Source organism: Streptomyces sp. NPDC005393 (assembly GCF_040606675.1).
In the GTDB taxonomy this organism is placed as follows: domain Bacteria; phylum Actinomycetota; class Actinomycetes; order Streptomycetales; family Streptomycetaceae; genus Streptomyces.
The window spans coordinates 1-18,816 of record NZ_JBEXFG010000081.1 but is presented as its reverse complement, the minus strand read 5'-3'; the positions used below and the strand labels follow the sequence as shown (position 1 = coordinate 18,816).

The following is an 18,816-nucleotide window of genomic DNA, read 5'->3' as shown; positions in this document are numbered from 1 at the left end:
CGGGTCGCGCTTGCTCGTACCGAGCCGCAGCGCTCGGCCGCCTGGAGGGCCGGGTGGCTGTCCAGGTAGGCCACCGGGATGCCGCCCGAAGCGATAGGCGGGCACGGGCCGGCGCGCGGCCCGGCCCGGCGGACGCGAACAGCGGCGCCGAGGCGGCGCCCGGCGAGGACGCCGTGCCGACCGGACGGCGGCGCGGCGAGCGGGCAGACCGCACCGACCGGGGGGACAGCGATCAGGGCGACCGGGGAGACCGCGGCGACCGGGGAGACAGCGACCGGGGCGACCGCGGCGACCGGGAGGACAAGCACGGCACATCCGGACCGTCGGGGGGCGCGGCCCATCAGCGGGCGGGCGTCGAGGAAGAACCCCGCGGCGGGGCGCTGACCGTGGGGGCGGCCCGCGCCGGAGCGCTGCTGGAGCGCCAGCTCACCCTGGCCCGCACCCGCGCCCACACCGCCGCCCTGCAGGCGCTCGGCTCCTCCCGCTTCCACGCGGTCGCGGACACCGTCGCGCTGCTCGCTTCCGAGGTGCCGCTCGACGAGCCCACCGCCGAGCGCCCCGCCGAGCAGGTGCTGCCACCGCTCGCCGAGCTGGCCAACCGGCGGCTGATCGAGGCGGTCGAGGCGCTGCCGCTGGGCCGCGCCGGGCTTCCGTACAACGCGGAGGCGCTGGTCCACGGCCTCGCCGCGACCCCGGCGGCCGACGCCCCGCCCGCCAGCGAGCACCAGGACGCGCCCTGGCATCAGGTGCGCCATCTGGTGCGGGCGCGGCGTTACGCCCTGGAGGTGCTCTACCAGGGACAGCAGCCGAGCGGACCCGCGCCCAGCGGCGCCGGGCCGAACGGCCCCGGGCCGGGCGAGGCCGAGCCGCCGCTGTCCGTACGGCTGCTGGCCGCCGCGCAGGCGCTGGAGCGCCACCGCGACGCGGCCGCGGCGGCCGCCGCCGCCGCGTCCGCCGCCCGTACGCCGCGGATCGCCCCGGCGACCGCGTACGCGCTCGGGGTGCTGCACGCCGATCAGCGGCATGAGGTCGAGGCGGCCCGCTTCGCCTTCGGCCGGATCTGGCGGCGGGTGGCGGCCAGAGCCTCCTGACGGAACAGCGACGGCGCACATACAGGCAACCGGTGGGAACAGGGAGGCGAGACGGCGGATGGGCCAGCGGAATTCCCACACCTCGGACGGCGGCGACGGCGGCGGGGGCGCGCCCGGCGGAACGGTCCTCGCGGCGGGGTGCGTGCTCTGGCGGCGCGCCCCGCACGACGGCCGGCTGGAGATCGCCCTCGTGCACCGCCCCCGCTACGACGACTGGTCGCACCCCAAGGGCAAGCTGAAGCGCGGCGAGGACGCGCTGGAAGGCGCGATCCGCGAGGTGGCGGAGGAGACCAGCATGGGCTGCGCCCCCGGCGCGGCGCTGCCCACCCTCCGCTACATCGCCAAGGGCCGCCCCAAGGTGGTGCACTACTGGGCGGCGGAGGCGGTCGACGACGAGCCCTTCGTCCCCAACCCGGAGGTCGACCGCCTCGTCTGGCTGCCCCCGGCCGCGGCCCGGCTGCGGCTGACGTACGACCACGACCGCACGCTCATCGACGCCCTGCTGGAAGCGCTGCACCTGTCCTAGCGCACCTGTCCTAGCCGCACCTGTCCTAGGAGCGTGGGTCAGTAACGGGCAACTGGCCGGGTGGCCGTGGGCGGTGGGATCAGTCGTGGTCGTCCGATCGGCGGTGAGGCCGGGATGAGGTTCTGCCCATCGGGTGTGCGGCCTGGCGGGGCCCTGACGGGGCCGGGGCCCGGCTGATCAGCCGGGCACGGTGGCGAGTCCGGCGGTTCCAGCGTGTCGGAAGATCTTGCGGAGGTTGTGGCAGGCGGCCAGCAGGCGCCACTCGCCGCGGGCGCCGTCTTCTCCGCGCAGGAGGAGCTGGCGGCCGTTCTGGCAGGTCATGATCTGACCGAAGACGGGTTCGACGATGGCTTTGCGGCGACTGTAGGCGGCCTTGCCGGGCTTGGTCCGCAGCTTGCGGGCCATCCGCTCCTTCAGCGTGGCGTTCGCTGGTATCCGTCCGCGCGGTGCGGGCGGGACCTGCTCGTCGTGTGCCAGTCGTCCGGTGGCCATGAACGTGTCAGTGCCGCAGACCAGTTGACGGTCCCTCGCGGCGTTGAGATTGGCCTCGGAGCAGTAGCCGGCGTCGACCAGCGCCTGCCTGGGGTGGCGGCCGGTGTTCCGGGCCGACTGGTCGAGCATGGTGGTGTAGTTCAGCGCGTCCGAGGGGTTGGTCGTCACGTCGGCGGCGGTGATGACCTGGTGCTTCTCGTCCACGACGGCCTGGGCGTTGTATGCCTGGATGTAGGCGCCGTCGCTGTTCTTCATGATCCGAGAGTCGGGGTCGGTGAAGTTGGCCTGCGCCTTGGGCTTGGGACGCGCCTTCGCGGCGGCCTTGTCCCCGGCGTCGGTGACGGCCTGCTCGTCGCTGATGCCGCCACGCTCCTGACGGCGGCGTTCCTTGTCCTGGGCGTGGCGGCGTGCCTTGGTGGCGGCCTCGGCCTCGATCTGCGCACGAGCGGCGTGCAGTTTGGCCAGGCGCCTTCCCGGCGGTCCAGCTCGGTGTCCTTGCCGTCGGTGCCGAACATCTGGTCCTCGGCTTCGTCGGTGGCCTGCGCGTCGGCGAGCAGCGCCTGGGCCTGGGCCTGGGCCTCCAGGGCTGCTATCTCGGCCTCGATCCGCTCCTCCTTGTCGACCAGGCGGCCGTAGCTCATCGCCTTGTGCTTGGAGGCGTTGGCCTCCAGTTTCGTGCCGTCCAGGGCGACGCGGCCCATCTTGACCATGCCGAGTTTCTGCGCGAGGTGCAGCGACTGGGTGAACAGGCCGGCGAGCGCGTCCAGCTGGCGGCGGCGGAACCGGGCGATCGAGCGGAAGTCCGGGGCCTGGCCGGCGGCCAGGAACCGGAACGCAACGTCGTCGGTGCACTTGCGCTCGATCGCCCGCGAGGAGCGGACGCCGGTGGTGTAGCCGTAGATCAGCAGCCGCAGCATCAGCCGGGGATCGTAGGGCGGGTAGCCACGCTTCTCGGTGTAGTCCGCCCAGCACCGGCGAGAGGTCGAGCACCTCGTCGACCAGGTCGGCGACGAACCGGGCGAGGTGGTCCTCGGGCAGCCAGTCGTCCAGCGACGGAGGCAGCAGCAGGACCTGGTGCGGGTCGAAGGCCCGAAATGTCTTGTCCACCGCCGCCGGGCGGCCCCGAGACCTCTTCTTCTCGACCGGCTCGGCCTCGAACAGTCCGTCCCCACCACGCATATCGTCGCCGGCGCCTGCGGACCACCCCCGCCTGCGCGGGGAGCACCGGCTATGACGCCAACAAGGCGTATCTCAGCGCGGACCACCCCCGCCTGCGCGGGGAGCACCGGCACGAGATCATCTCGCATGAAAGATCGCGAAGCGCCAGCGGGTCGCCGCCGGGCCTTCGTGCGTGGCACAGGTCAGCCTTGCTGGCGGAAGTCCAGCATGTAGAAGACCTTGTCGTAGCGGCGTTCGCCGACGGCGACGAAGCCAGGCAGACGGCCGTATTCGGTGAAGCCCAGCGACCGGTAGAGGCGCAGGGCATTGGTGTTGTCGCCACGGGCGTCCAGAGTGAGGACCTCGATCCCCGCCTCCCGGGCGTCAGCGATCAAGGCAGCGGTCAGCGCCCGACCGACACCACGACCATGGGCAGCAGCATCTACCGCGATCTTCTCCAGATCGGCGTGTGGCCGATGCGTCGGGCGGGCGTAGCGGAGCCAGTACCCCAACCCGACAATCCGACGGTCGAGGTAAGCGACACGCAGGGACGCATCCCCGGTCTGCACCGCAGAGACGATGTGGCTGAGAAGTTCCGCCACCTCATCCCGCGAGGGCGGTTCGACCCACCCCAGCGCGGCACCTCCACTGACCAGGTCCGCCAGGATCCGGTGGGCCGACTCCGCAAACCGGACCTCCAGCTCCGGATCGGAAGTCAGCTCCGTGGCGTCAAGGATGGCGGGCTCAGTGGTCACACCGCTGGTCATGGCCGGATTCATGACCGGCAGCCTAGGAGCGTGTCTCAGTAACCGGCAACCCGCCTGCGGTTCGTGATCATTCATGCGGGATGATCTCGGTATGCATGGTGGCGATGGGTTGTTCGAGGTCGAGCCGGTCGAGCAGAAGAGGACGCTGGGGCGTCCGGCGGCGGTGGACAAGACGTCGCCCAGCGGGCCGGGATCAGCGTCGACTACTACACCCGCATCGAGCAGGGCCGCGCCCCGGCCATCTCGGACTCGGTCGTCGGCGGCCTCGCGCGGGCGCTGCGGCTGACCCCGTCCGAGCACACCTATCTGCGCAACATCACGCTGTCGCGGCCGCGCGCCGGGGAGTCGGCCGAACCGGATCCGCGGCCGGCGGTGCGGCCGGAGATCCGTCAGCTGCTGGACGCGATGGACGCCACGGTCCCCGCCTTCGTCTACGGGCCCGGGATGGACGTCCTGGCCTGGAACCGGCTCGGCGCCCGGATCGGCCTCGACTACGGCACGATCCCCGAGGACCGGCGCAACGGGCCCCTGCTGGTCTTTCTCGACCCCCGCACCAGGGATCTGCACCCGGACTGGGACGAGATCGCCGATGACACGGTGGCCGGCCTGCGCGCGGAGATCGGGCGCCATCCCGGCAGTACGCGGGTGTGTCGGGTCATCCATGAGCTGCTGGAACGGAGCGAGGAGTTCCGGCGGCGGTGGGAAGCGCAGGCGGTGCAGGAGCGGACGCGCGGTACGAAGCGGTTCCGCCACCCGGAGGCGGGGGAGCTGGTGGTGACGTTCGAGGCGTTCACACTGCCGGCGGATCCGGGGCAGATGCTGTGCACATACACGGCGGAGAAGGGCTCGCCGACGGCGCAGGCCCTGAGGATCCTGGCGGGCGCGGGCGCGGGCGCGGGCGCGGGCGCGGGCGCCGACGCCGCCGCCGCATCGGCAGTGGTTTAAGGGCGCCTACGGGCGAAGACGCGTTCGCGGGCGTCCTCCAGGGCCGTGGCCACCGCGCCCAGCAGGACCGCGTCCTCGCCCAGCGCGCTGCCGGCCACCTTCGGCCGGAGCGGGCCGATGCGCTGGAGGGTGGATTCGACCGTGCGCAGCAGCAGATCCGCGCTGTGGCCGACGCCGCCGCCGAGGAGCACCAGATCGGGGTCGAGAACGGCGGCGACGGCGGCGATCACATGGGCGAGCCGTTCGGCCTCCTGCCGCACCGCCGCCAGCGCGGGCGGGGCGCCCCTCCGCGCCGCCTCGAAGACCGCCTTGGCGGTCAGCGGCCCCGAGCCGCTCGCGGACATGCCCAGCTCACGGGCGGCCCGGACCACCGCGTCCGCCGCGACGGAGTCCTCCAGACCGTGCCCGCCGCCGTTCGGCAGCAGCGGCAGAAAGCCGATCTCCCCGGCCGCGCCGTGCGCCCCGGTGAACAGCCGGCCGTCGGCGACCACGCCCATGCCGAGCCCGGTGCCGACCATGACGTAGACGAAGAGCTTGCTGCCCCGGCCCGCACCGAAGGTGTACTCGCCGAGCGCCGCCAGATTCGCGTCGTTGGCGACGGTCAGCGGGGTGCCCAGCTCCTCGCGCATCCGGTCCAGGAGCCCCGCGCGCCCCCAGCCGGGCAGATTGACCGCGTAGCGCACCCGGCGCCGCTCGGCGTCGTACACCCCCGGGGCGCCGACGACCGCGTGCGCGACCAGCGCCGGGTCCACCCCGGCGTCGGCCACGACCTGCCGGGCGGCGGCGACGGTGAGGTCCGCCATCGCGGCGGCGCTGCGGCCACGATTACGGACGTCCGCGCGGGCCACGACGGTCCCGTCGAGGTCGGCGGCGGCCACTCGCAGCCAGGACCGGCCGATGTCCAGCCCGAGGACGTATCCCGCGGTCGGGTCCGGCTCGTACAGCACCGCCACCCGGCCCCGCTCCGGCGGCGCCTGCCGCCCCGCCTCGCGGACCAGACCCGCCTCCTCCAGTGCCGCCAGCGCGCTGGAGACCGTGGGCTTGGACAGCCCCGTCCCGCGGGCGAGCTGGGCGCGGGAGGCGGGTCCTTCGGCGCGCAGCCGGGCCAGGAGCAGACGCTCGTTGTTGCTGCGCAGCCGCTGCCGGTTCCAGGGGGTGTCGTCCCCGTGCGCATCGGTCATGGCGGCCCTCCCTCGCCTTCCCCCGGCGGCCCTTGACGCATCAAGTAAGGCTCCTTAACTTAATCACACCCGCGCGGCGAGCAAGGGAGGTCCAGATGCCCGGCACCCCAGAGGCCGGATTCGTCCGCCGCATCGGCCTGTTCCAGGCGACCGCCATCAACATGAGCCAGATGTGCGGCATCGGCCCGTTCGTCACCATCCCCCTCATGGTCGCCGCCTTCGGCGGACCGCAGGCCGTCATCGGCTTTGTCGCGGGCGCGGTGCTCGCGCTCGCCGACGGGCTGATCTGGGCCGAGCTCGGCGCCTCGCTGCCGGGGGCCGGGGGCAGCTATGTCTATCTGCGCCAGGCGTTCCAGTACCGCAGCGGCAAGCTGATGCCGTTCCTGTTCGTCTGGACGGCGATGCTGTTCATCCCGCTGATCATGTCCACCGGTGTGGTCGGCCTGGTGCAGTACCTGGGCTATCTGTGGCACGGCATGACGCAGACACAGGGCGATCTCGTCGGGCTCGGCGTCATCGCCCTGGTCGTCGGGCTGCTGTGGCGCGGGGTCGAGCACATCGCCAGGATCACGGCCGTCATGTGGTGCGTGATGATCGCCTCCGTCGTGCTCGTCATCGTCGCGGCCTTCACCCACTTCGACGCGGACCAGGCGTTCACCTACCCGGCGCACGCCTTCGACCTGAACACCAGCCAGTTCTGGACCGGCTTCGCGGCGGGCCTGACCATCGGCATCTACGACTATCTCGGCTACAACACCGCCGCCTACATGGGCGCCGAGATCAAGGACCCCGGCCGCACCCTGCCGCGCGCGATCGTCGTCTCCATCCTCGGCATCATGGGCATCTATCTGCTGCTGCAGATCGGCACCCTCGGCGTCGTCGACTGGCACCAGATGCTCGACCAGGGCTCGACGGCCTCGCAGTCCGTCGCCTCCGCCGTGCTGGAACAGACGTGGGGGAAGGGCGCGGCCGACGTCGTCACCGTCCTCATCCTCATCACCGCCTTCGCCTCCGTCTTCGCCGGGCTCCTCGGCGGCTCCCGGGTGCCGTACGACGCCGCCCGCGAGCGGGTCTTCTTCCGCCCGTACGGCACGCTCCACCCGCGCCATCGCTTCCCCGTCCTGGGCCTGGCCACCATGGGCGTCGTCACCGCGGTCGGCTTCCTCATCGGCCGCCACACCGATCTGGCCACGCTCATCCAACTGCTCACCACGGTCATGGTGATCGTCCAGGCCCTCGCCCAGGTCCTCGCCGTCACGGTCCTCCGCCGCCGCCAGCCGGCGCTGCGGCGGCCGTACCGGATGTGGCTCTATCCGCTGCCGAGCGTGGTGGCGCTGGTGGGCTGGCTGGTCATCTACGGCTACGCGGACAAGAACTCCCCCGGCCGGCACCCCATCGAATGGTCGCTCGCCTGGGTCGCCGCCGGGTGTGTGGCGTTTCTGCTCTGGGCGCGGGCGGAGAAGGTGTGGCCCTTCGGGCCGAAAGAGATCAGCGAGGAGTACGCGGCCGGGGCCGACCCCGACGCGGACCCGGCCACCGCCGCCGACGGGGCGAGGACGTAACGCCGCGCAGGGTGGGCGCGGGGTCGGGCGTGGGTCAGCCCTGGTGTCCTGCACGGGGTCAGCCCCCTGGTGTCCTGCACGGGGTTGCACGGGGCCGGCCCTGGTGTCCTGCACGGGGCCGGCCCTGGCGTCATGCACGGGGTCAGCCCCGGTGTCCTGCACAGGGTCAGCCCTGGCGTCGGGCGCGAGGGCCGGGCCAGCCCCGGCGTCCTGCACAGGGTCAGGCGCGAGGCGCCAGGGCCTCCCACCTGACCGTGATCTCCCCCTGGCGCCAGCGCCGTGGGCCGTCCACGAGCGGCCAGCCCGCGGTGCGCAGCGTCTGGGCGCTGCGTATCCAGCGCTGGCGTGTGCTCAGCGGCGCGTACGGGGCGGCCGCCGCCCACGCCCGGTCGAAGTCGCGCAGAAAGGCGTGCACCGGCTCGCCCGGCACATTGCGGTGGATCAGCGCCTTGGGAAGCCGTTCGGCCAGGTCGGAGGGGCGTTCCAAGGAACCCAGACGGGCCGCGAAGGTCACCGTGCGCGGGCCCGCGGGGTCGAGCGCGACCCATACGTGCCGCCGCCCGATCTCATCGCAGGTGCCCTCCACCAGCAGCCCGCCGGGCGCCAGCCGCCCGCACAACCGCCGCCACACCGCGGCGACCTCGCCCTCCTCGTACTGCCGCAGCACATTCGCCGCCCGTATGAGCACCGGCCGCGCCCCGCCCGGCAGCGGCACCTCGAACCCGCCATGCGCGAACGCGAGCCCCTCACGCTCATACGGCCGCGCCGCGGCGACCCGCGCCGCATCGATCTCCACCCCGACCACCCGAGCCCCGGGCCGCACCGTCCGCAACCGGTCGAGCAACTCCACGGCGGTCCACGGCGCGGCCCCATACCCGAGATCCACCGCGACGGGCGCCTCACCCCGCCGCAACACCGCCCCGTGCGCGGCGGCGATCCACCGGTCCATACGCCGCAGCCGATTGGGATTGGTGGTCCCGCGGGTCGCCGAACCGATCGGACGGCTCGACGACGGGGCTGGCATGACGTGAGCTTATGGGATACGGCGGGAGGGTATGCGGCCGGGGTGCCGTTCCGGGTACCCCTCGGCCCGGCCCCAAGAGCAGACGAAACCCCCTACCGGCAGCAAAATCGCTGGTAGGGGGCTCGGAGCGGGCTCGTTACTTCTTCTTGCCCTGGGTCTTGCCGGGGATCTTGGCGACCTGCGTTCTCGCTAGTCCGAGCGCTGGCCGGTGGCTCCTGACTGGTCGTCATTGGTCATCGTTGGCCACCACCGAGCGGCGTCGGACGGCCCAGAGACGGCCCAGCAGGCGGCCGAACCGCCCGGGGGGCGCTGCGGCGCTGCTGCACAAACCCGCTCAGGTGGCAGCCGATATTGGTGCTCCTAAGTGAGCCACCCATGGCGACTGAACGTCAACTTGCCTCCGGGACCCTGCCTCTGTGTCGCCGTCAGGCGCTACTCTTGAAAAAATCCTCCCTCATTTGAGGGGTGGTAACTATAAGAGCGCGGAGGTTTCATGATCGACAACTTCCTCTCCCTGCCGATCGGGGAGCCCGACGGCTACACGAGTCAGCTCTCCGCCCTCGGCCTGCGGTGGGAGTACTTCGAGCAGACCCTGCGGATGAGCGAGCAAGCGCGGCGGAACGGCAAGACCAAAGATGACGCGAAGAACGCCCCCGGCTCTCAGGACTACTTCACCCGCGTCCGGGAGCTCCGGTACAGCCTTCGCACCGAACTGGAATGGAAGCCCTACGACCCGCTCCAGGCACCGCTCATCGTTAGCCCAGACAAGACCGTAGGAATCGGCGTACTCCTCGGGGACGCCCGAACCGGCCTGCCCGGCTCCCCTCACCCTCGCAGCAAGCGCCCAGCCGGCGTGACCAAGGAGCGGGCTGTCGCCCGTAACCAGGACCTTCAGCTGCCCTTCGAGGAGCCTGAATTCGCTGAGCCAGACGTGGCACAGTCAGATGCCGACGAGTACGCACAGATGGTGACGTGGTACCTGTTGACACACCGCCATGAGGCCCGGAAGACGGGAGTCGTCACTGTCCGCAGCGAGTTGTCTCTCCCGGACCGGGTGGGCCCCGGGGGGAAGATCGACGGCTACCAGCGTCGGATCCTGCTCCCCGCCATCGAGTTCGAAAGTGTGAACGACTACGCTGTCGAGACCACCGGCGACTTCGACGTTTCCGTGGAAGAGCGGTAGAAAAGCAAGGCCCAATGGTGCCAAGGATGACGAGGAGCCATGATCACATCCTCGCGCATCACCACTGCCCGGAAGCGACGCGGTCTCACGCTCGCCGAGCTTTCAACGCGCGTCGCGGTGAGTGTGCAGAGCCTCTCGAACTACGAGCGAGGCCGTACCGAGCCCACCCCTGACACCCTCGCCCGGCTTGCGGCCGCTCTTGACTTCCCCGAGTCGTTCTTCTTCCAACCGGACCTGGAGCCCATCCCGCTGGACGCCGTCTCCTTCCGTGCCCGCAGCAAGCTGGCGGCCGGTCCACGCGATGCTGCCTTGTGGGCCAGCCGTCTCGCCCTGGAGCTGCACAGCTGGATCGAGGACCGCTTCCGCCTGCCCGCCAACGACATTCCCACCCTGGGCAGGCCAGACCCAGAAACCGCAGCTGAGATGATTCGTGCCCGCTGGGGCCTCGGCACGGCACCGATCAGCAACATGGTGCACCTCTTGGAGGCCCACGGTGTACGCGTCTTCTCCCTCCCTCCCGAGTACGCCGACGTCGACGCGTTCGCCATGTGGCGTGATGGCACGCCCTTCATCTTCCTCAACACCCTGAAGACTCCCGAGCGGGGCCGGTTCGATGCCGCTCATGAGCTGGGGCACCTCATCCTGCATGGGGAAGACCGCACCCTGGCCGGCCCCCAAGCCGAGCAGGAAGCAAACGCCTTCGCCAGCGCCTTCCTCATGCCACGCAGCAGCGTCATTGAACACATGCCAAAGACTCCCCTGGTTCAGCAGATCCTCCGCGGCAGGAGGATCTGGAAGGTCGCTGCTCTCGCCCTTACATACCGACTCCACGACCTGGACATGCTGTCGGACTGGCACTACCGCCGCACCTGCATCGAGCTAGGCAAGCTCGGCTACCGAAGGGGCGAGCCGTCCGGCATGCCTGGCCGTGAGAGCTCCCAGTTGCTCGACAAGGTGTTCACCGCCATGAAGTCCAAGGGCATGACGCTCCACCACATTGCCCGTGACCTACACGTCTCCCCCGAAGAGCTCAGCAGTTGGGTCTTCGGTCTGATCGTCACCGCACGCAGCGGACGTACCAGCGCGAGTACAGACCCCGTGACCCGCGAGGGGCGACCGCGCCTCTCCTTGGTCCAGTAGCTTCCCTGGTTCGCCTGTCGGACCTGGGTGCACTCACACCCGGCGATGTCAGCCCGGCTCTGGAGCAGGCGCTTAGAAGATGCGGGCAGTCATGAGCCTCGCCCGGCTGGCTGACACCACTCCGTGGCGGTTGGTGGTGCCGACGCCGCCCGCCCGCTCTGCCGCCAGCATCAGACGGGAGGACGGTCCAGCGCTTGGCCTTGTGACCACCGCATTAGGAGTTCGATTCGCGGCTCCTATCAGGAGGGCCAGCCAGCCTGATCCTCGCTGTCGGGGACCGCTGGTGGCTACTGGCGTCTGCTGTCGTTGATGTCAGAGGTGGATGTCAGCGAGTCCCGCTACCAACCCCCGCCGAACAGCGGTTGCAGGCTAGCCGCCACGCCTGACGTCACAGCGAGTATGCCGCCCAGGCTGGCTAGGGTGGTGGTCGCGTTCTGGAACAGTTCTTGCCGGAGCCGTGCCCACCGAGCGCTCCAGAAGATCATCTTGAGCTTCTGCCACTTGTGCTGGCGAAGGTGGCAGCCCATGAGAGCTCCGTGGCTGTTGTTGCGGCATGAGCCGCCCCGCCCCTCGGCTCCGCACCAGACGGGCACATTGAAGAAGAAGTAAAAGGCGCTGATCCCGGATAGAACGAGGAGCACGACTGGCCCGAAGTCGAAGGTCAGCCAGCCCGCAATCAGTACCGCGAAGACGATCCAACCCCAGTACTTTCCGAATCCCTCCATGCGAGTACATGCTCAAGGGGTGCCTGGAGTGGGGGAGTGGCGCGCCGGGGGCGCACCGAAGCACGCGGGCTGTATGGCGGATCTACTCGGGGCCGAGCGTCTCACCCTGGGAAGCTGCGGCATCACAGGCCTGTCGGGAGGCTGACCTGGGCGAACTGCTGGGCTGTGGTCCGGTGGGGCTCGGCCGTCTTCACCCTGAATACCCGGGCGGTCATACAGGCGTGCGTGCGCGCCTCATTGTTTCCATCAGACTGCCGTCGATTGTGGTGGTCTTGTGGACGGACCTCAAAGACCCGAGGCTGGCCGGGTGCCGACACATGCGTGGGCAGAGAAGGGCTTCCATGAATCAGACCGTGGTCGTTGCGCTGATCACAGCCGCAGCCGCGTTGGGTGGATCGGCGGTGGCGGCTCTGATCAGTCTGCGGAGTATCCGCATACAGAACGAACACGCACTCGTTCTCGCACGCGAGGACCGAGCCGAGAACAAAGTAGCCGCACTCCGCCAAGCACGTCGTGACGCTTATAAGGCTTTCCTGGACAAGGCAAGCAGTGCGGTGCACGCCATTACGAAAACTCACAGTTCGCAACTCGGCGATGACGATTTCCAGATGCTATTTGATTCAGCCTGGAATGAAGCAAATAGCCTCCTCCCGTTAATCAATGCAGTATCGATCGAAGGGCCGCTGGAAGTCTTAGAGTGCGGACGTGAACTGCGAAAGGCCCTGTATGGCGAGTTGAGAACCATCCGGGCGGTGCGTCAAGGAGAAAAGCCGATTGAAGCCGTTACCGAGGCGGCGAATCGTAGAAAGCGGGCTGTTTCTGCGACGTCATTCGCGGCGCGTGAGGCACTTGGCGCCAACATAGCTACTCATTGACCTACCTTGGTCACGGTGAATGACAGATAGGTCGCGTCCATGCACCTTCTGATCCGTAGCTCTGGAGAGTTCGGTCGTTGAAGGTCATGCAGGCTGCCGTGAGAGCTATGTGGGCCGATACCGAGCGCTACCGGCTGCTGGGGTTGCTGTACTTCGTTGCTCTACGTCCGCCTGTGGCGTGATAGTCGAGTGTGAATGCTGAGGCTGGCTGCGGGATGTGACCGCTGTCGGCCGCCACGCCTACGCGTACCCGATGGGAGTTGTCACCCATACATAGGAAAGTCACTGCCCAGGATGATCCGCCATAGACGGATAGCCTCACGATGGTCGCCCCGATTCTCAGCGGCCAATGCCAGGTCCGCTCTGTCCCGAGCACTCTTGAGACTGTCATTTACGGCATCCTTGCTCGCCCAGTTCAAGTAGGCGGAAAGGTCACCGCTAAATCCGGCGGGATCCTGCACGGAGAGATTGTGAAGGTTGTAGTCAAAGAACAAACGTAGCGCTGTCCTTGAATTATTTCCCAGAGTTCCGTACGTCCGCGCAACCAACATCTCAAGATGGAAGGAGGAGAGGCGCGAGCTGTGCGCCTTGTTCCATTTCTTGGCGAACCGGATGACTTTCTTAAGGTCACCGTCCAAGGCGTTGTTACGATCGTTGAGGTACGTCTCGTGTTTGTTGGGATTGGTAGTCAACCAATTACCCGCACCATCTGGGATGCCGTAATCGCCACTTGTGTATTTTTCGACCGGTGCCACATCAACGCTCAGGCCGTCGGCGTAGAAGAACCGCACGGCCTGGCCGCGAGTGCCAATCTTGCGTACGGGCGAGCTTTCGTTAAGAACCTTCCGCACCCGATACAGAAATTCAGAGGAGTTGTCCCGGTATCTTCGGTTCCACAAGTCCTGGTCAACATGCAGATGTACCATGAGGTCAATGTCATCGACAGGATTGCAAGCGGTGTTCCGCCCGAGCGAGCCGATGATCGTGTGCGACTGATAGCGGATGTCGTTCCCGGCAGGAAACGCCGCCTTGATGACGTTCACGACGGCATCTCGGCGTCCGTAGACCTTTGTCCAAGTGACAGGTGAGGGCTTCGCCTTGGGGTCGAACTCGTTGAACGCGGCCACGGTGGTCGTTGCCATTCTCACTCCCCCTCGTCCGTGGCGTAGCTCTGGCCGCCGCCGCTTATGTTTTTGCTGGACTTCTTGTAGGCCAGGCGGCCCGGTGGGTCGGACGTCTTGTTGAGCTCATCCCGAGTGTTGGTGAGGTTGCGCAACGAGTCTCGCGCGTCCTCGCGGGTCATGTCGGCCAGGTCGATGGTGAGGAACTGTCGGGCGGCTGTCTGCAACTGAAGGTAGGCGTTCGCCGACGCCTGTGCCTGTGTCATACGACGCGACGCGTTCACGGTGGTCAGGGTGGCGCTGAACGCAGCCGAGATAAGAGCCAACACCCCCGGCCAGATACCGAGGCCTCCACCGAGGGCAGTTCCGCCAGAGATGGCGGCGAGCGCTGCTGCCGGGACACCAAGCATTAGGTTAATGAGCCGCCACAACTTGGCCTGCTCGAACTGCCCTTGAGCACTCCACAGCGCACTCTCGTGGATGCGGTCGCCTTCTTGTGCGATGGCTCTGTGCGACTCAGGTATGCCGTTGGGGATCAGTGACACGAACACCTCATTAAGTCAGGAACCGTGTAAGCAGGTCAAGATGGGGCAACTGGAGTAACGGGCTAGTGTAGACGGCTGGATTCACGGTGGGCCAGTGGTGTGTATGTGGTGCGACGTTCTGCCATGTCCACCAACGTGCAGCGCTCGGGCGCGCAGAACCGGACTGATCCACGGAGTGTGGCCGGCTGTCGGCTTTTGTCGACGTTGGTCATCGATGAGCGCCCTTCCACGGCCCGGGCACGGCCCGGGAGGGCGTTCACGCGCTGGAAGACGTCGGCTGGCCGAGAGGGCGCCTGAGGAGGCGTTAACTCTCAACAGAGGTCTCGGGGGTAGCCATGCTCCGCTGCCGCCCAGGGGGACCCACCTCCTAGCAACTAGGTGGGTCCCCCTGGACCAGCGTGAAGGTATTTGAACCCACGATCCCTTCGCCCCAAGCAATGGGAGTGAGTACCTGGCCTTGGCTCGGTAGGCCTACCGAAGACTGCGGGGGCTGACCGCGGGCGGCTCCGCCTCAGACTCCCTGGGGCGGTGCTCCGACTCGCTCGCTACAGTGGAGCGGCCGCCGTGCTGCCCCTTACCTCGTGCAGTCGCGTACACGGTGGCGAGGCCTCCGAGCACTGCCGCTGCAGTGCTAAGCGGCGCCGCCAGGCCAGGTACCGCCCAGACCGTGAGCACAACGCTGAGAGCCAGGAGTCCAGCGAGGGCGGTCCAGGGCGGGCGGCCAGACGCCTGTGAAGCTCTTCCCCCGAGGCGTACATTCATGGAGACACCTTCTTCGTGTGATGCGTTGACGAACTTGGGTGCGAAAGAGCGGCCCCCCGTTGCGCCGAGGGGCCGCTCGTCGTTTGGTGCTGCCACTTTCCTGCATCTGACCGCCATTTGTGGCTACCGCCTTCAAACCCTTTGGCCCGTATGTAGTGTATAGCGCGTACGCAGAACGTCGCAGGTGAGCGGCATGTTGCCTCACGGGCCAAAGGGTCAGATGGCAACGCCTCCATGGTCAAAACCCTTTGGCCCGTATGTAGTGTGTAGCGCGTACGCAGAACGTCGCAGGTCAACGGCATGTTGCCTCACGGGCCAAAGGGTCAGAGAGGGTGTGACGTGCCACGAAACGCGGAGCGCCGCATGCGCCGAGTGCGAGCGCTAGACGCGGTGTCTGATCGGATCGACCAAGCGGCGGCGGCGCGGCAGCTGCACAGACGCGGGGGCAGATGGCCGGCGCAGGTGGGGATCCGAGCCCCCTTTTTCATAGGCGGTCCGTATAACCCGTCACCTATAGCCCGCATTTCAGCACCGCGAGGCGTGAATCTCCAGGTTTACTTGCTAGCTTTGTTCGAGGCCCAAACCAGGAAGCGTTACGGTATTCCTGGGATCTGTCCGATACCTATCTCCGGGGGCGAATTATCGTGGGTTGATTTGATTGTTTCGGAAGCGAAGCAAAATATGCAGGCTAAGGCTCCCGTCACGGCAACACAAAATCGGGTCCGGCAGATAAAGTCGACTATCAAGCGGCTCGCTGATGAAAATCTCGTACTGAGGAATGTCGGGGAACCGGGTAATCGGTCTCCCCTGATGCTGCTACACGAGTCCGGCGTGGCGCATCCGGAAAGGCGAGACTACCTAATCCCTGAGTACTATGACGGGGCGCGAGCAGTGATCACCCTGCCGGTACAGTTCTTCACGAACGGGTGGGTCTACGTACTTACAGACTCAGAGATTCGTATGTACCTAATCCTGAAACATCTTGCGGCCCGCTTTCGTGAAGATCACCTCTTGCGGGGGGTCTACATCGCCGAAACAGACAGGGAGTGGCTTTACGGCCTGTCACGGGACGTATATGAGGCACACTTGACGCTTGCCAGATTCGGGCTTATCGAGCTGACCTCTAATCCACTTCGTCACCGTGACGGTAAAATTGTGGATTTCGAACTCTTCCTGAAGAGGGGTGGGGTCATACCCCCGCACCGGTTTAAGGTTGTGGGTGACTCACCATTCTTTGAGTCGCCTGCCGGAAGGGTTCGCAGGACTCTACTTAACTACCCTCCGAGTTGGGACCAAATGACGCGAGGGGGCGCATCAGGCGAATCAAGGCGTGAGTGACGTTTGAGTACCCATGTCACTGGTCTTCGGTTCGACGGCTGTAGCGCTGCTGTGATGCTCTGCACAAAAAACTGACGCTTGCGTCTCTTCGAACCTGCAATGCGCACGGTGATTCGCGAGGTCGGTGGAGCGGCTTTGGGCGGGAGCTGCCATGGGGCGAGTGATCATGGCCCCTTAAGCTTCCGGCGAGTCGGGCAGTCTGTGGACCTGCCCGTAAAGCACGACGTTGGGGCCATGATCTTCGAGGCTCGCCCCATGGTGGCTGCCTAAAGCCGTGGAGCCGACCGCCCCAGCCGCAGAGGGTGTCTCCCACTTCATGCCCGAGCTCGCTAGCGCGCCGCCGGGCGGGGCCGCCGCTGGCGAAGACAGGGCGGCGGCCCCGCCGACAAGGCGGCGCGCGCCCGCGCCGTGCGCGGGCCTTGAACCCGTAGAGAAGGTTGTAACTCACCGTTTGCGCTTGGTGCGTTCGTGCTCGGCGTTGCTGATGATGGACTCGGCGCCGTCGATCTGGTGGCGGAGCTTGTTGAGCACGTCGGTGCGGGCCGAGTCGATGAGGTGGTCTGTGGTCGGCGCCCCGGTTGAGGTTCCGGTGGGGACCCAGAAGGTCTTGTGGCAGTGGTCGCGGATGATCTCCTGACAGGTGCGGATGACCCAGTTCATCGTGACGGTGATCTCGTCGCGGTGGAGCTGGTCCAGGTCCCAGCCGTCGTTGTGCTTGGGGCGGGATGTCATCGGTCCGCCTTCTGTTGGGCTACGAGCTGGGCGGTGACCGTGCGGCCGTGCTTGTTGCCCGTGATGTCCACGCGGCAGGCGAGGGCCATGACGATGCTTAATCCGCGGCCGTGGGTGTCGTACGGGTCGGCCTCCGTGATGCGCGGTTCCGGGCGTCCGCCGTCATCGCTGACCGAGATCGCGACTGTCTGAGGTGACAGCGACAGCGTGAGGTGGAACGTGCCGAAGTCGCTGCCGCTCGCGGTGTGGGTGAGGGCGTTGCTTCCGAGCTCGCTGACGATCAGCTCGGCGTCATCAATGCAGGCGTGTCCGCTGAGGATGTCGCGGGTCCAGCGGCGGGCGCGGGTGACCTCTTCCCGGGAACCTGGGCACATCAGGCCCCAAACTCGCGGGCTACTCATATACTCGTCCATACAAGTTCCTTCATGCTGGTAGGGGCCGTGGACAGTGGGTTTGTGCTAGACGAGTCGCACGCCGTCGTGGGCGCGGACGGCCGGCGGGGATGTGTTGTCGAGTGCGTCCAGGACGCGGATCGCGTATGCCTCGTCGGCGAGCTCGGTGACCTCGTCACGGGTGACCCAGCGCAAGGCGCGGGTCTCCGCTCCGGTGGTCGGGGTGCCGTCGATCGCCTCGCAGCGGAAGACCATGGAGACGATCAGGCCGGTCATGTTCTTGTAGACGCCCGTGAGGGTCGCGGGAAGTGCGATCTTGATGCCGGTCTCTTCGAGGACTTCGCGCTGAAGCGCGTCGGGGATGGTTTCTCCGGGTTCGAGCACGCCGCCGGGCGGCTCCCACTTACCGTTGTCCCGTCGCTTGATCAGCAGCGCACGACCCGCGTCGTCGACGATGACCCCGGCGACGCTTACGGAGTGCGGGCGCTCAGTGCTCACGTTCCTCGGCCCTCTCGGCTGGCTAGGCTCTCCACCGTAGCAACACGGGCCAGCCGCTCGTCTAGACACCTAAAGGAGTACATGTACATGCCTTCCCTGACTTCCACCCTGGGTGTATTGGATCCGACGAGTGACCGCGCCGTGTTCCGGCAGATCGCTGACGCGCTGAGGGAGGCGATCGACAAAGGGCGCTTCAGGGAGGGTGACAAGCTGCCCTCGGAGACTGAGCTGGTGGAGCACTTCGGGGTGTCGCGGATGACTGTCCGCAATGCGCTGTCTTTGCTCCAGCAGGAGGGGCTGGCGGTGTCCGAGCATGGCAAGGGTGTGTTTGTGCGGCCTCGGCCACCCGTGCGGCGGCTGGCTTCGGATCGGTTCGCGCGGCGTCATCGTGATCAGGGGAAGTCGGCGTTCACGGTGGAGGCGGAGGCTGCGGGGAGTCGTCCCGAGGTGGACGGCCTGGAGGTGAAGGAGGAGCGGCCTTCGCCGGACATCTCAGCCCGGCTGGGTTCGCCGCGTAAGGTGCTGGCCCGGCGGCGCCGGTATCTGCTGGATGGACGGCCGGTGGAGTTCGCGACCTCGTATCTCCCGCTCGACCTCGCCCGGAACACCCCGATCGCTCAGCCCAACCCCGGCCCCGGTGGCATCTACGCCCGGCTGGAAGAGATGGGGCACCGCCTGGACCACTTCGACGAGGAGATCCGGGCCCGGATGCCCTCGCCTGCCGAGGTGCGCACGCTCCAGCTCGCCTCCGGTGTGCCG

The 18,816-nt window shown here is 67.7% G+C and carries 18 protein-coding genes and 2 pseudogenes; 9 read left to right on the top strand and 11 right to left on the bottom strand.

Annotated features, from left to right (window positions below; translation table 11 throughout):
- The first annotated feature begins 53 nt into the window (after positions 1 to 53).
- Together ABZS71_RS34245 and ABZS71_RS34240 are read left to right on the top strand one after the other, a co-directional pair.
- A complete protein-coding gene (locus tag ABZS71_RS34245) occupies positions 54 to 1,091 on the top strand; it encodes a CHAD domain-containing protein (RefSeq protein WP_356216425.1) in 1,038 nt (345 codons plus the stop codon).
- A 58-nt stretch (positions 1,092 to 1,149) separates the two neighbouring features.
- A complete protein-coding gene (locus tag ABZS71_RS34240; RefSeq protein ID WP_356216422.1) occupies positions 1,150 to 1,617 on the top strand; it encodes an NUDIX hydrolase in 468 nt (155 codons plus the stop codon).
- 177 nt (positions 1,618 to 1,794) lie between these two features.
- Here ABZS71_RS34240 and ABZS71_RS34235 read toward each other — a convergent pair.
- Together ABZS71_RS34235 and ABZS71_RS34230 are read right to left on the bottom strand one after the other, a co-directional pair.
- Positions 1,795 to 3,270 (bottom strand): annotated as a pseudogene (locus tag ABZS71_RS34235) (IS1182 family transposase).
- 200 nt (positions 3,271 to 3,470) lie between these two features.
- Positions 3,471 to 4,046: an N-acetyltransferase gene (locus tag ABZS71_RS34230; RefSeq protein ID WP_356216419.1), complete on the bottom strand. Its 576-nt coding sequence runs from the start codon at positions 4,044 to 4,046 to the stop codon at positions 3,471 to 3,473.
- Positions 4,047 to 4,214: 168 nt separating this feature from the next.
- Here ABZS71_RS34230 and ABZS71_RS34225 point away from each other — a divergent pair.
- Together ABZS71_RS34225 and ABZS71_RS34220 are read left to right on the top strand one after the other, a co-directional pair.
- Positions 4,215 to 4,325, top strand: a pseudogene (locus ABZS71_RS34225) (helix-turn-helix transcriptional regulator); the annotation flags it as partial.
- Positions 4,326 to 4,406: 81 nt separating this feature from the next.
- Positions 4,407 to 4,979 carry a hypothetical protein gene (locus ABZS71_RS34220; protein WP_356216417.1) on the top strand — a complete coding sequence of 191 codons (573 nt, stop codon included), beginning with the start codon at positions 4,407 to 4,409 and terminating at the stop codon, positions 4,977 to 4,979.
- Here the strand turns inward: ABZS71_RS34220 and ABZS71_RS34215 are convergent.
- On the bottom strand, positions 4,976 to 6,160 hold the full coding sequence (locus tag ABZS71_RS34215) for an ROK family transcriptional regulator (RefSeq protein WP_355841899.1): 1,185 nt from the start codon (positions 6,158 to 6,160) through the stop codon (positions 4,976 to 4,978). The two genes, ABZS71_RS34220 and ABZS71_RS34215, sit on opposite strands and share 4 nt — an antisense overlap.
- A gap of 95 nt (positions 6,161 to 6,255) precedes the next feature.
- Between ABZS71_RS34215 and ABZS71_RS34210 the strand changes: the two genes are divergently transcribed.
- On the top strand, positions 6,256 to 7,722 hold the full coding sequence (locus tag ABZS71_RS34210; RefSeq protein WP_356216414.1) for an APC family permease: 1,467 nt from the start codon (positions 6,256 to 6,258) through the stop codon (positions 7,720 to 7,722).
- Positions 7,723 to 7,942: 220 nt separating this feature from the next.
- On the opposite strand, the gene ABZS71_RS34205 is transcribed toward ABZS71_RS34210, so the two are convergent.
- Entirely contained in the window at positions 7,943 to 8,746 is an 804-nt protein-coding gene (locus ABZS71_RS34205) for a class I SAM-dependent methyltransferase (protein WP_356216411.1), read from the bottom strand.
- 493 nt (positions 8,747 to 9,239) lie between these two features.
- Here ABZS71_RS34205 and ABZS71_RS34200 point away from each other — a divergent pair, with 493 nt between their 5' ends.
- Together ABZS71_RS34200 and ABZS71_RS34195 are read left to right on the top strand one after the other, a co-directional pair.
- Positions 9,240 to 9,929, top strand: coding sequence for a hypothetical protein (locus tag ABZS71_RS34200; RefSeq protein WP_356216409.1), 690 nt, complete (start codon positions 9,240 to 9,242; stop codon positions 9,927 to 9,929).
- 39 nt (positions 9,930 to 9,968) lie between these two features.
- Positions 9,969 to 11,069: an ImmA/IrrE family metallo-endopeptidase gene (locus ABZS71_RS34195; protein ID WP_356216407.1), complete on the top strand. Its 1,101-nt coding sequence runs from the start codon at positions 9,969 to 9,971 to the stop codon at positions 11,067 to 11,069.
- Between the two features lie 338 nt (positions 11,070 to 11,407).
- Here ABZS71_RS34195 and ABZS71_RS34190 read toward each other — a convergent pair whose 3' ends face one another.
- The 4 genes from ABZS71_RS34190 to ABZS71_RS34175 form a co-directional block, all read right to left on the bottom strand.
- Positions 11,408 to 11,794: a hypothetical protein gene (locus ABZS71_RS34190; RefSeq protein WP_356216405.1), complete on the bottom strand. Its 387-nt coding sequence runs from the start codon at positions 11,792 to 11,794 to the stop codon at positions 11,408 to 11,410.
- 757 nt (positions 11,795 to 12,551) lie between these two features.
- Entirely contained in the window at positions 12,552 to 12,656 is a 105-nt protein-coding gene (locus tag ABZS71_RS34185; protein ID WP_356216403.1) for a hypothetical protein, read from the bottom strand.
- Between the two features lie 276 nt (positions 12,657 to 12,932).
- Positions 12,933 to 13,811: a hypothetical protein gene (locus ABZS71_RS34180; RefSeq protein ID WP_356216401.1), complete on the bottom strand. Its 879-nt coding sequence runs from the start codon at positions 13,809 to 13,811 to the stop codon at positions 12,933 to 12,935.
- Positions 13,812 to 13,813: 2 nt separating this feature from the next.
- Complete coding sequence (locus ABZS71_RS34175; protein WP_356216398.1) at positions 13,814 to 14,335, bottom strand: SLATT domain-containing protein; 522 nt, start codon at positions 14,333 to 14,335, stop codon at positions 13,814 to 13,816.
- Positions 14,336 to 15,637: 1,302 nt separating this feature from the next.
- Between ABZS71_RS34175 and ABZS71_RS34170 the strand changes: the two genes are divergently transcribed.
- On the top strand, positions 15,638 to 16,435 hold the full coding sequence (locus ABZS71_RS34170; protein WP_356216397.1) for a hypothetical protein: 798 nt from the start codon (positions 15,638 to 15,640) through the stop codon (positions 16,433 to 16,435).
- Between the two features lie 444 nt (positions 16,436 to 16,879).
- Here the strand turns inward: ABZS71_RS34170 and ABZS71_RS34165 are convergent, their stop codons facing one another.
- The 3 genes from ABZS71_RS34165 to ABZS71_RS34155 are packed head-to-tail and all read right to left on the bottom strand — an operon-like array spanning position 16,880 to position 18,057.
- Positions 16,880 to 17,167 (bottom strand): hypothetical protein, encoded by a 288-nt coding sequence (locus tag ABZS71_RS34165; protein WP_356216394.1) that lies wholly within the window; start codon positions 17,165 to 17,167, stop codon positions 16,880 to 16,882.
- Positions 17,164 to 17,580 carry an ATP-binding protein gene (locus ABZS71_RS34160; RefSeq protein WP_356216390.1) on the bottom strand — a complete coding sequence of 139 codons (417 nt, stop codon included), beginning with the start codon at positions 17,578 to 17,580 and terminating at the stop codon, positions 17,164 to 17,166. Before ABZS71_RS34160 ends, ABZS71_RS34165 begins: the two co-directional genes overlap by 4 nt.
- A 45-nt stretch (positions 17,581 to 17,625) precedes the next feature.
- Complete coding sequence (locus ABZS71_RS34155) at positions 17,626 to 18,057, bottom strand: NUDIX hydrolase (protein WP_356216387.1); 432 nt, start codon at positions 18,055 to 18,057, stop codon at positions 17,626 to 17,628.
- A gap of 87 nt (positions 18,058 to 18,144) precedes the next feature.
- Between ABZS71_RS34155 and ABZS71_RS34150 the strand changes: the two genes are divergently transcribed.
- Positions 18,145 to 18,816 (top strand): GntR family transcriptional regulator (locus ABZS71_RS34150; protein ID WP_356216384.1); only part of this gene is annotated, 672 nt, incomplete at its 3' end.

Excerpts from the sequence above, each read along its gene's own strand:
- ABZS71_RS34195 (WP_356216407.1), top strand. The coding sequence starts at position 9,969 with ATGATCACATCCTCGCGCATCACCACTGCCCGGAAGCGACGCGGTCTC.
- ABZS71_RS34180 (WP_356216401.1), bottom strand. The coding sequence starts at position 13,811 with ATGGCAACGACCACCGTGGCCGCGTTCAACGAGTTCGACCCCAAGGCG.
- ABZS71_RS34165 (WP_356216394.1), bottom strand. The coding sequence starts at position 17,167 with ATGACATCCCGCCCCAAGCACAACGACGGCTGGGACCTGGACCAGCTC.
- ABZS71_RS34160 (WP_356216390.1), bottom strand. The coding sequence starts at position 17,580 with ATGGACGAGTATATGAGTAGCCCGCGAGTTTGGGGCCTGATGTGCCCA.
- ABZS71_RS34230 (WP_356216419.1), bottom strand. The coding sequence starts at position 4,046 with ATGAATCCGGCCATGACCAGCGGTGTGACCACTGAGCCCGCCATCCTT.
- ABZS71_RS34190 (WP_356216405.1), bottom strand. The coding sequence starts at position 11,794 with ATGGAGGGATTCGGAAAGTACTGGGGTTGGATCGTCTTCGCGGTACTG.
- ABZS71_RS34215 (WP_355841899.1), bottom strand. The coding sequence starts at position 6,160 with ATGACCGATGCGCACGGGGACGACACCCCCTGGAACCGGCAGCGGCTG.
- ABZS71_RS34185 (WP_356216403.1), bottom strand. The coding sequence starts at position 12,656 with ATGTTGGCGCCAAGTGCCTCACGCGCCGCGAATGACGTCGCAGAAACA.
- ABZS71_RS34200 (WP_356216409.1), top strand. The coding sequence starts at position 9,240 with ATGATCGACAACTTCCTCTCCCTGCCGATCGGGGAGCCCGACGGCTAC.
- ABZS71_RS34205 (WP_356216411.1), bottom strand. The coding sequence starts at position 8,746 with ATGCCAGCCCCGTCGTCGAGCCGTCCGATCGGTTCGGCGACCCGCGGG.
- ABZS71_RS34240 (WP_356216422.1), top strand. The coding sequence starts at position 1,150 with ATGGGCCAGCGGAATTCCCACACCTCGGACGGCGGCGACGGCGGCGGG.
- ABZS71_RS34210 (WP_356216414.1), top strand. The coding sequence starts at position 6,256 with ATGCCCGGCACCCCAGAGGCCGGATTCGTCCGCCGCATCGGCCTGTTC.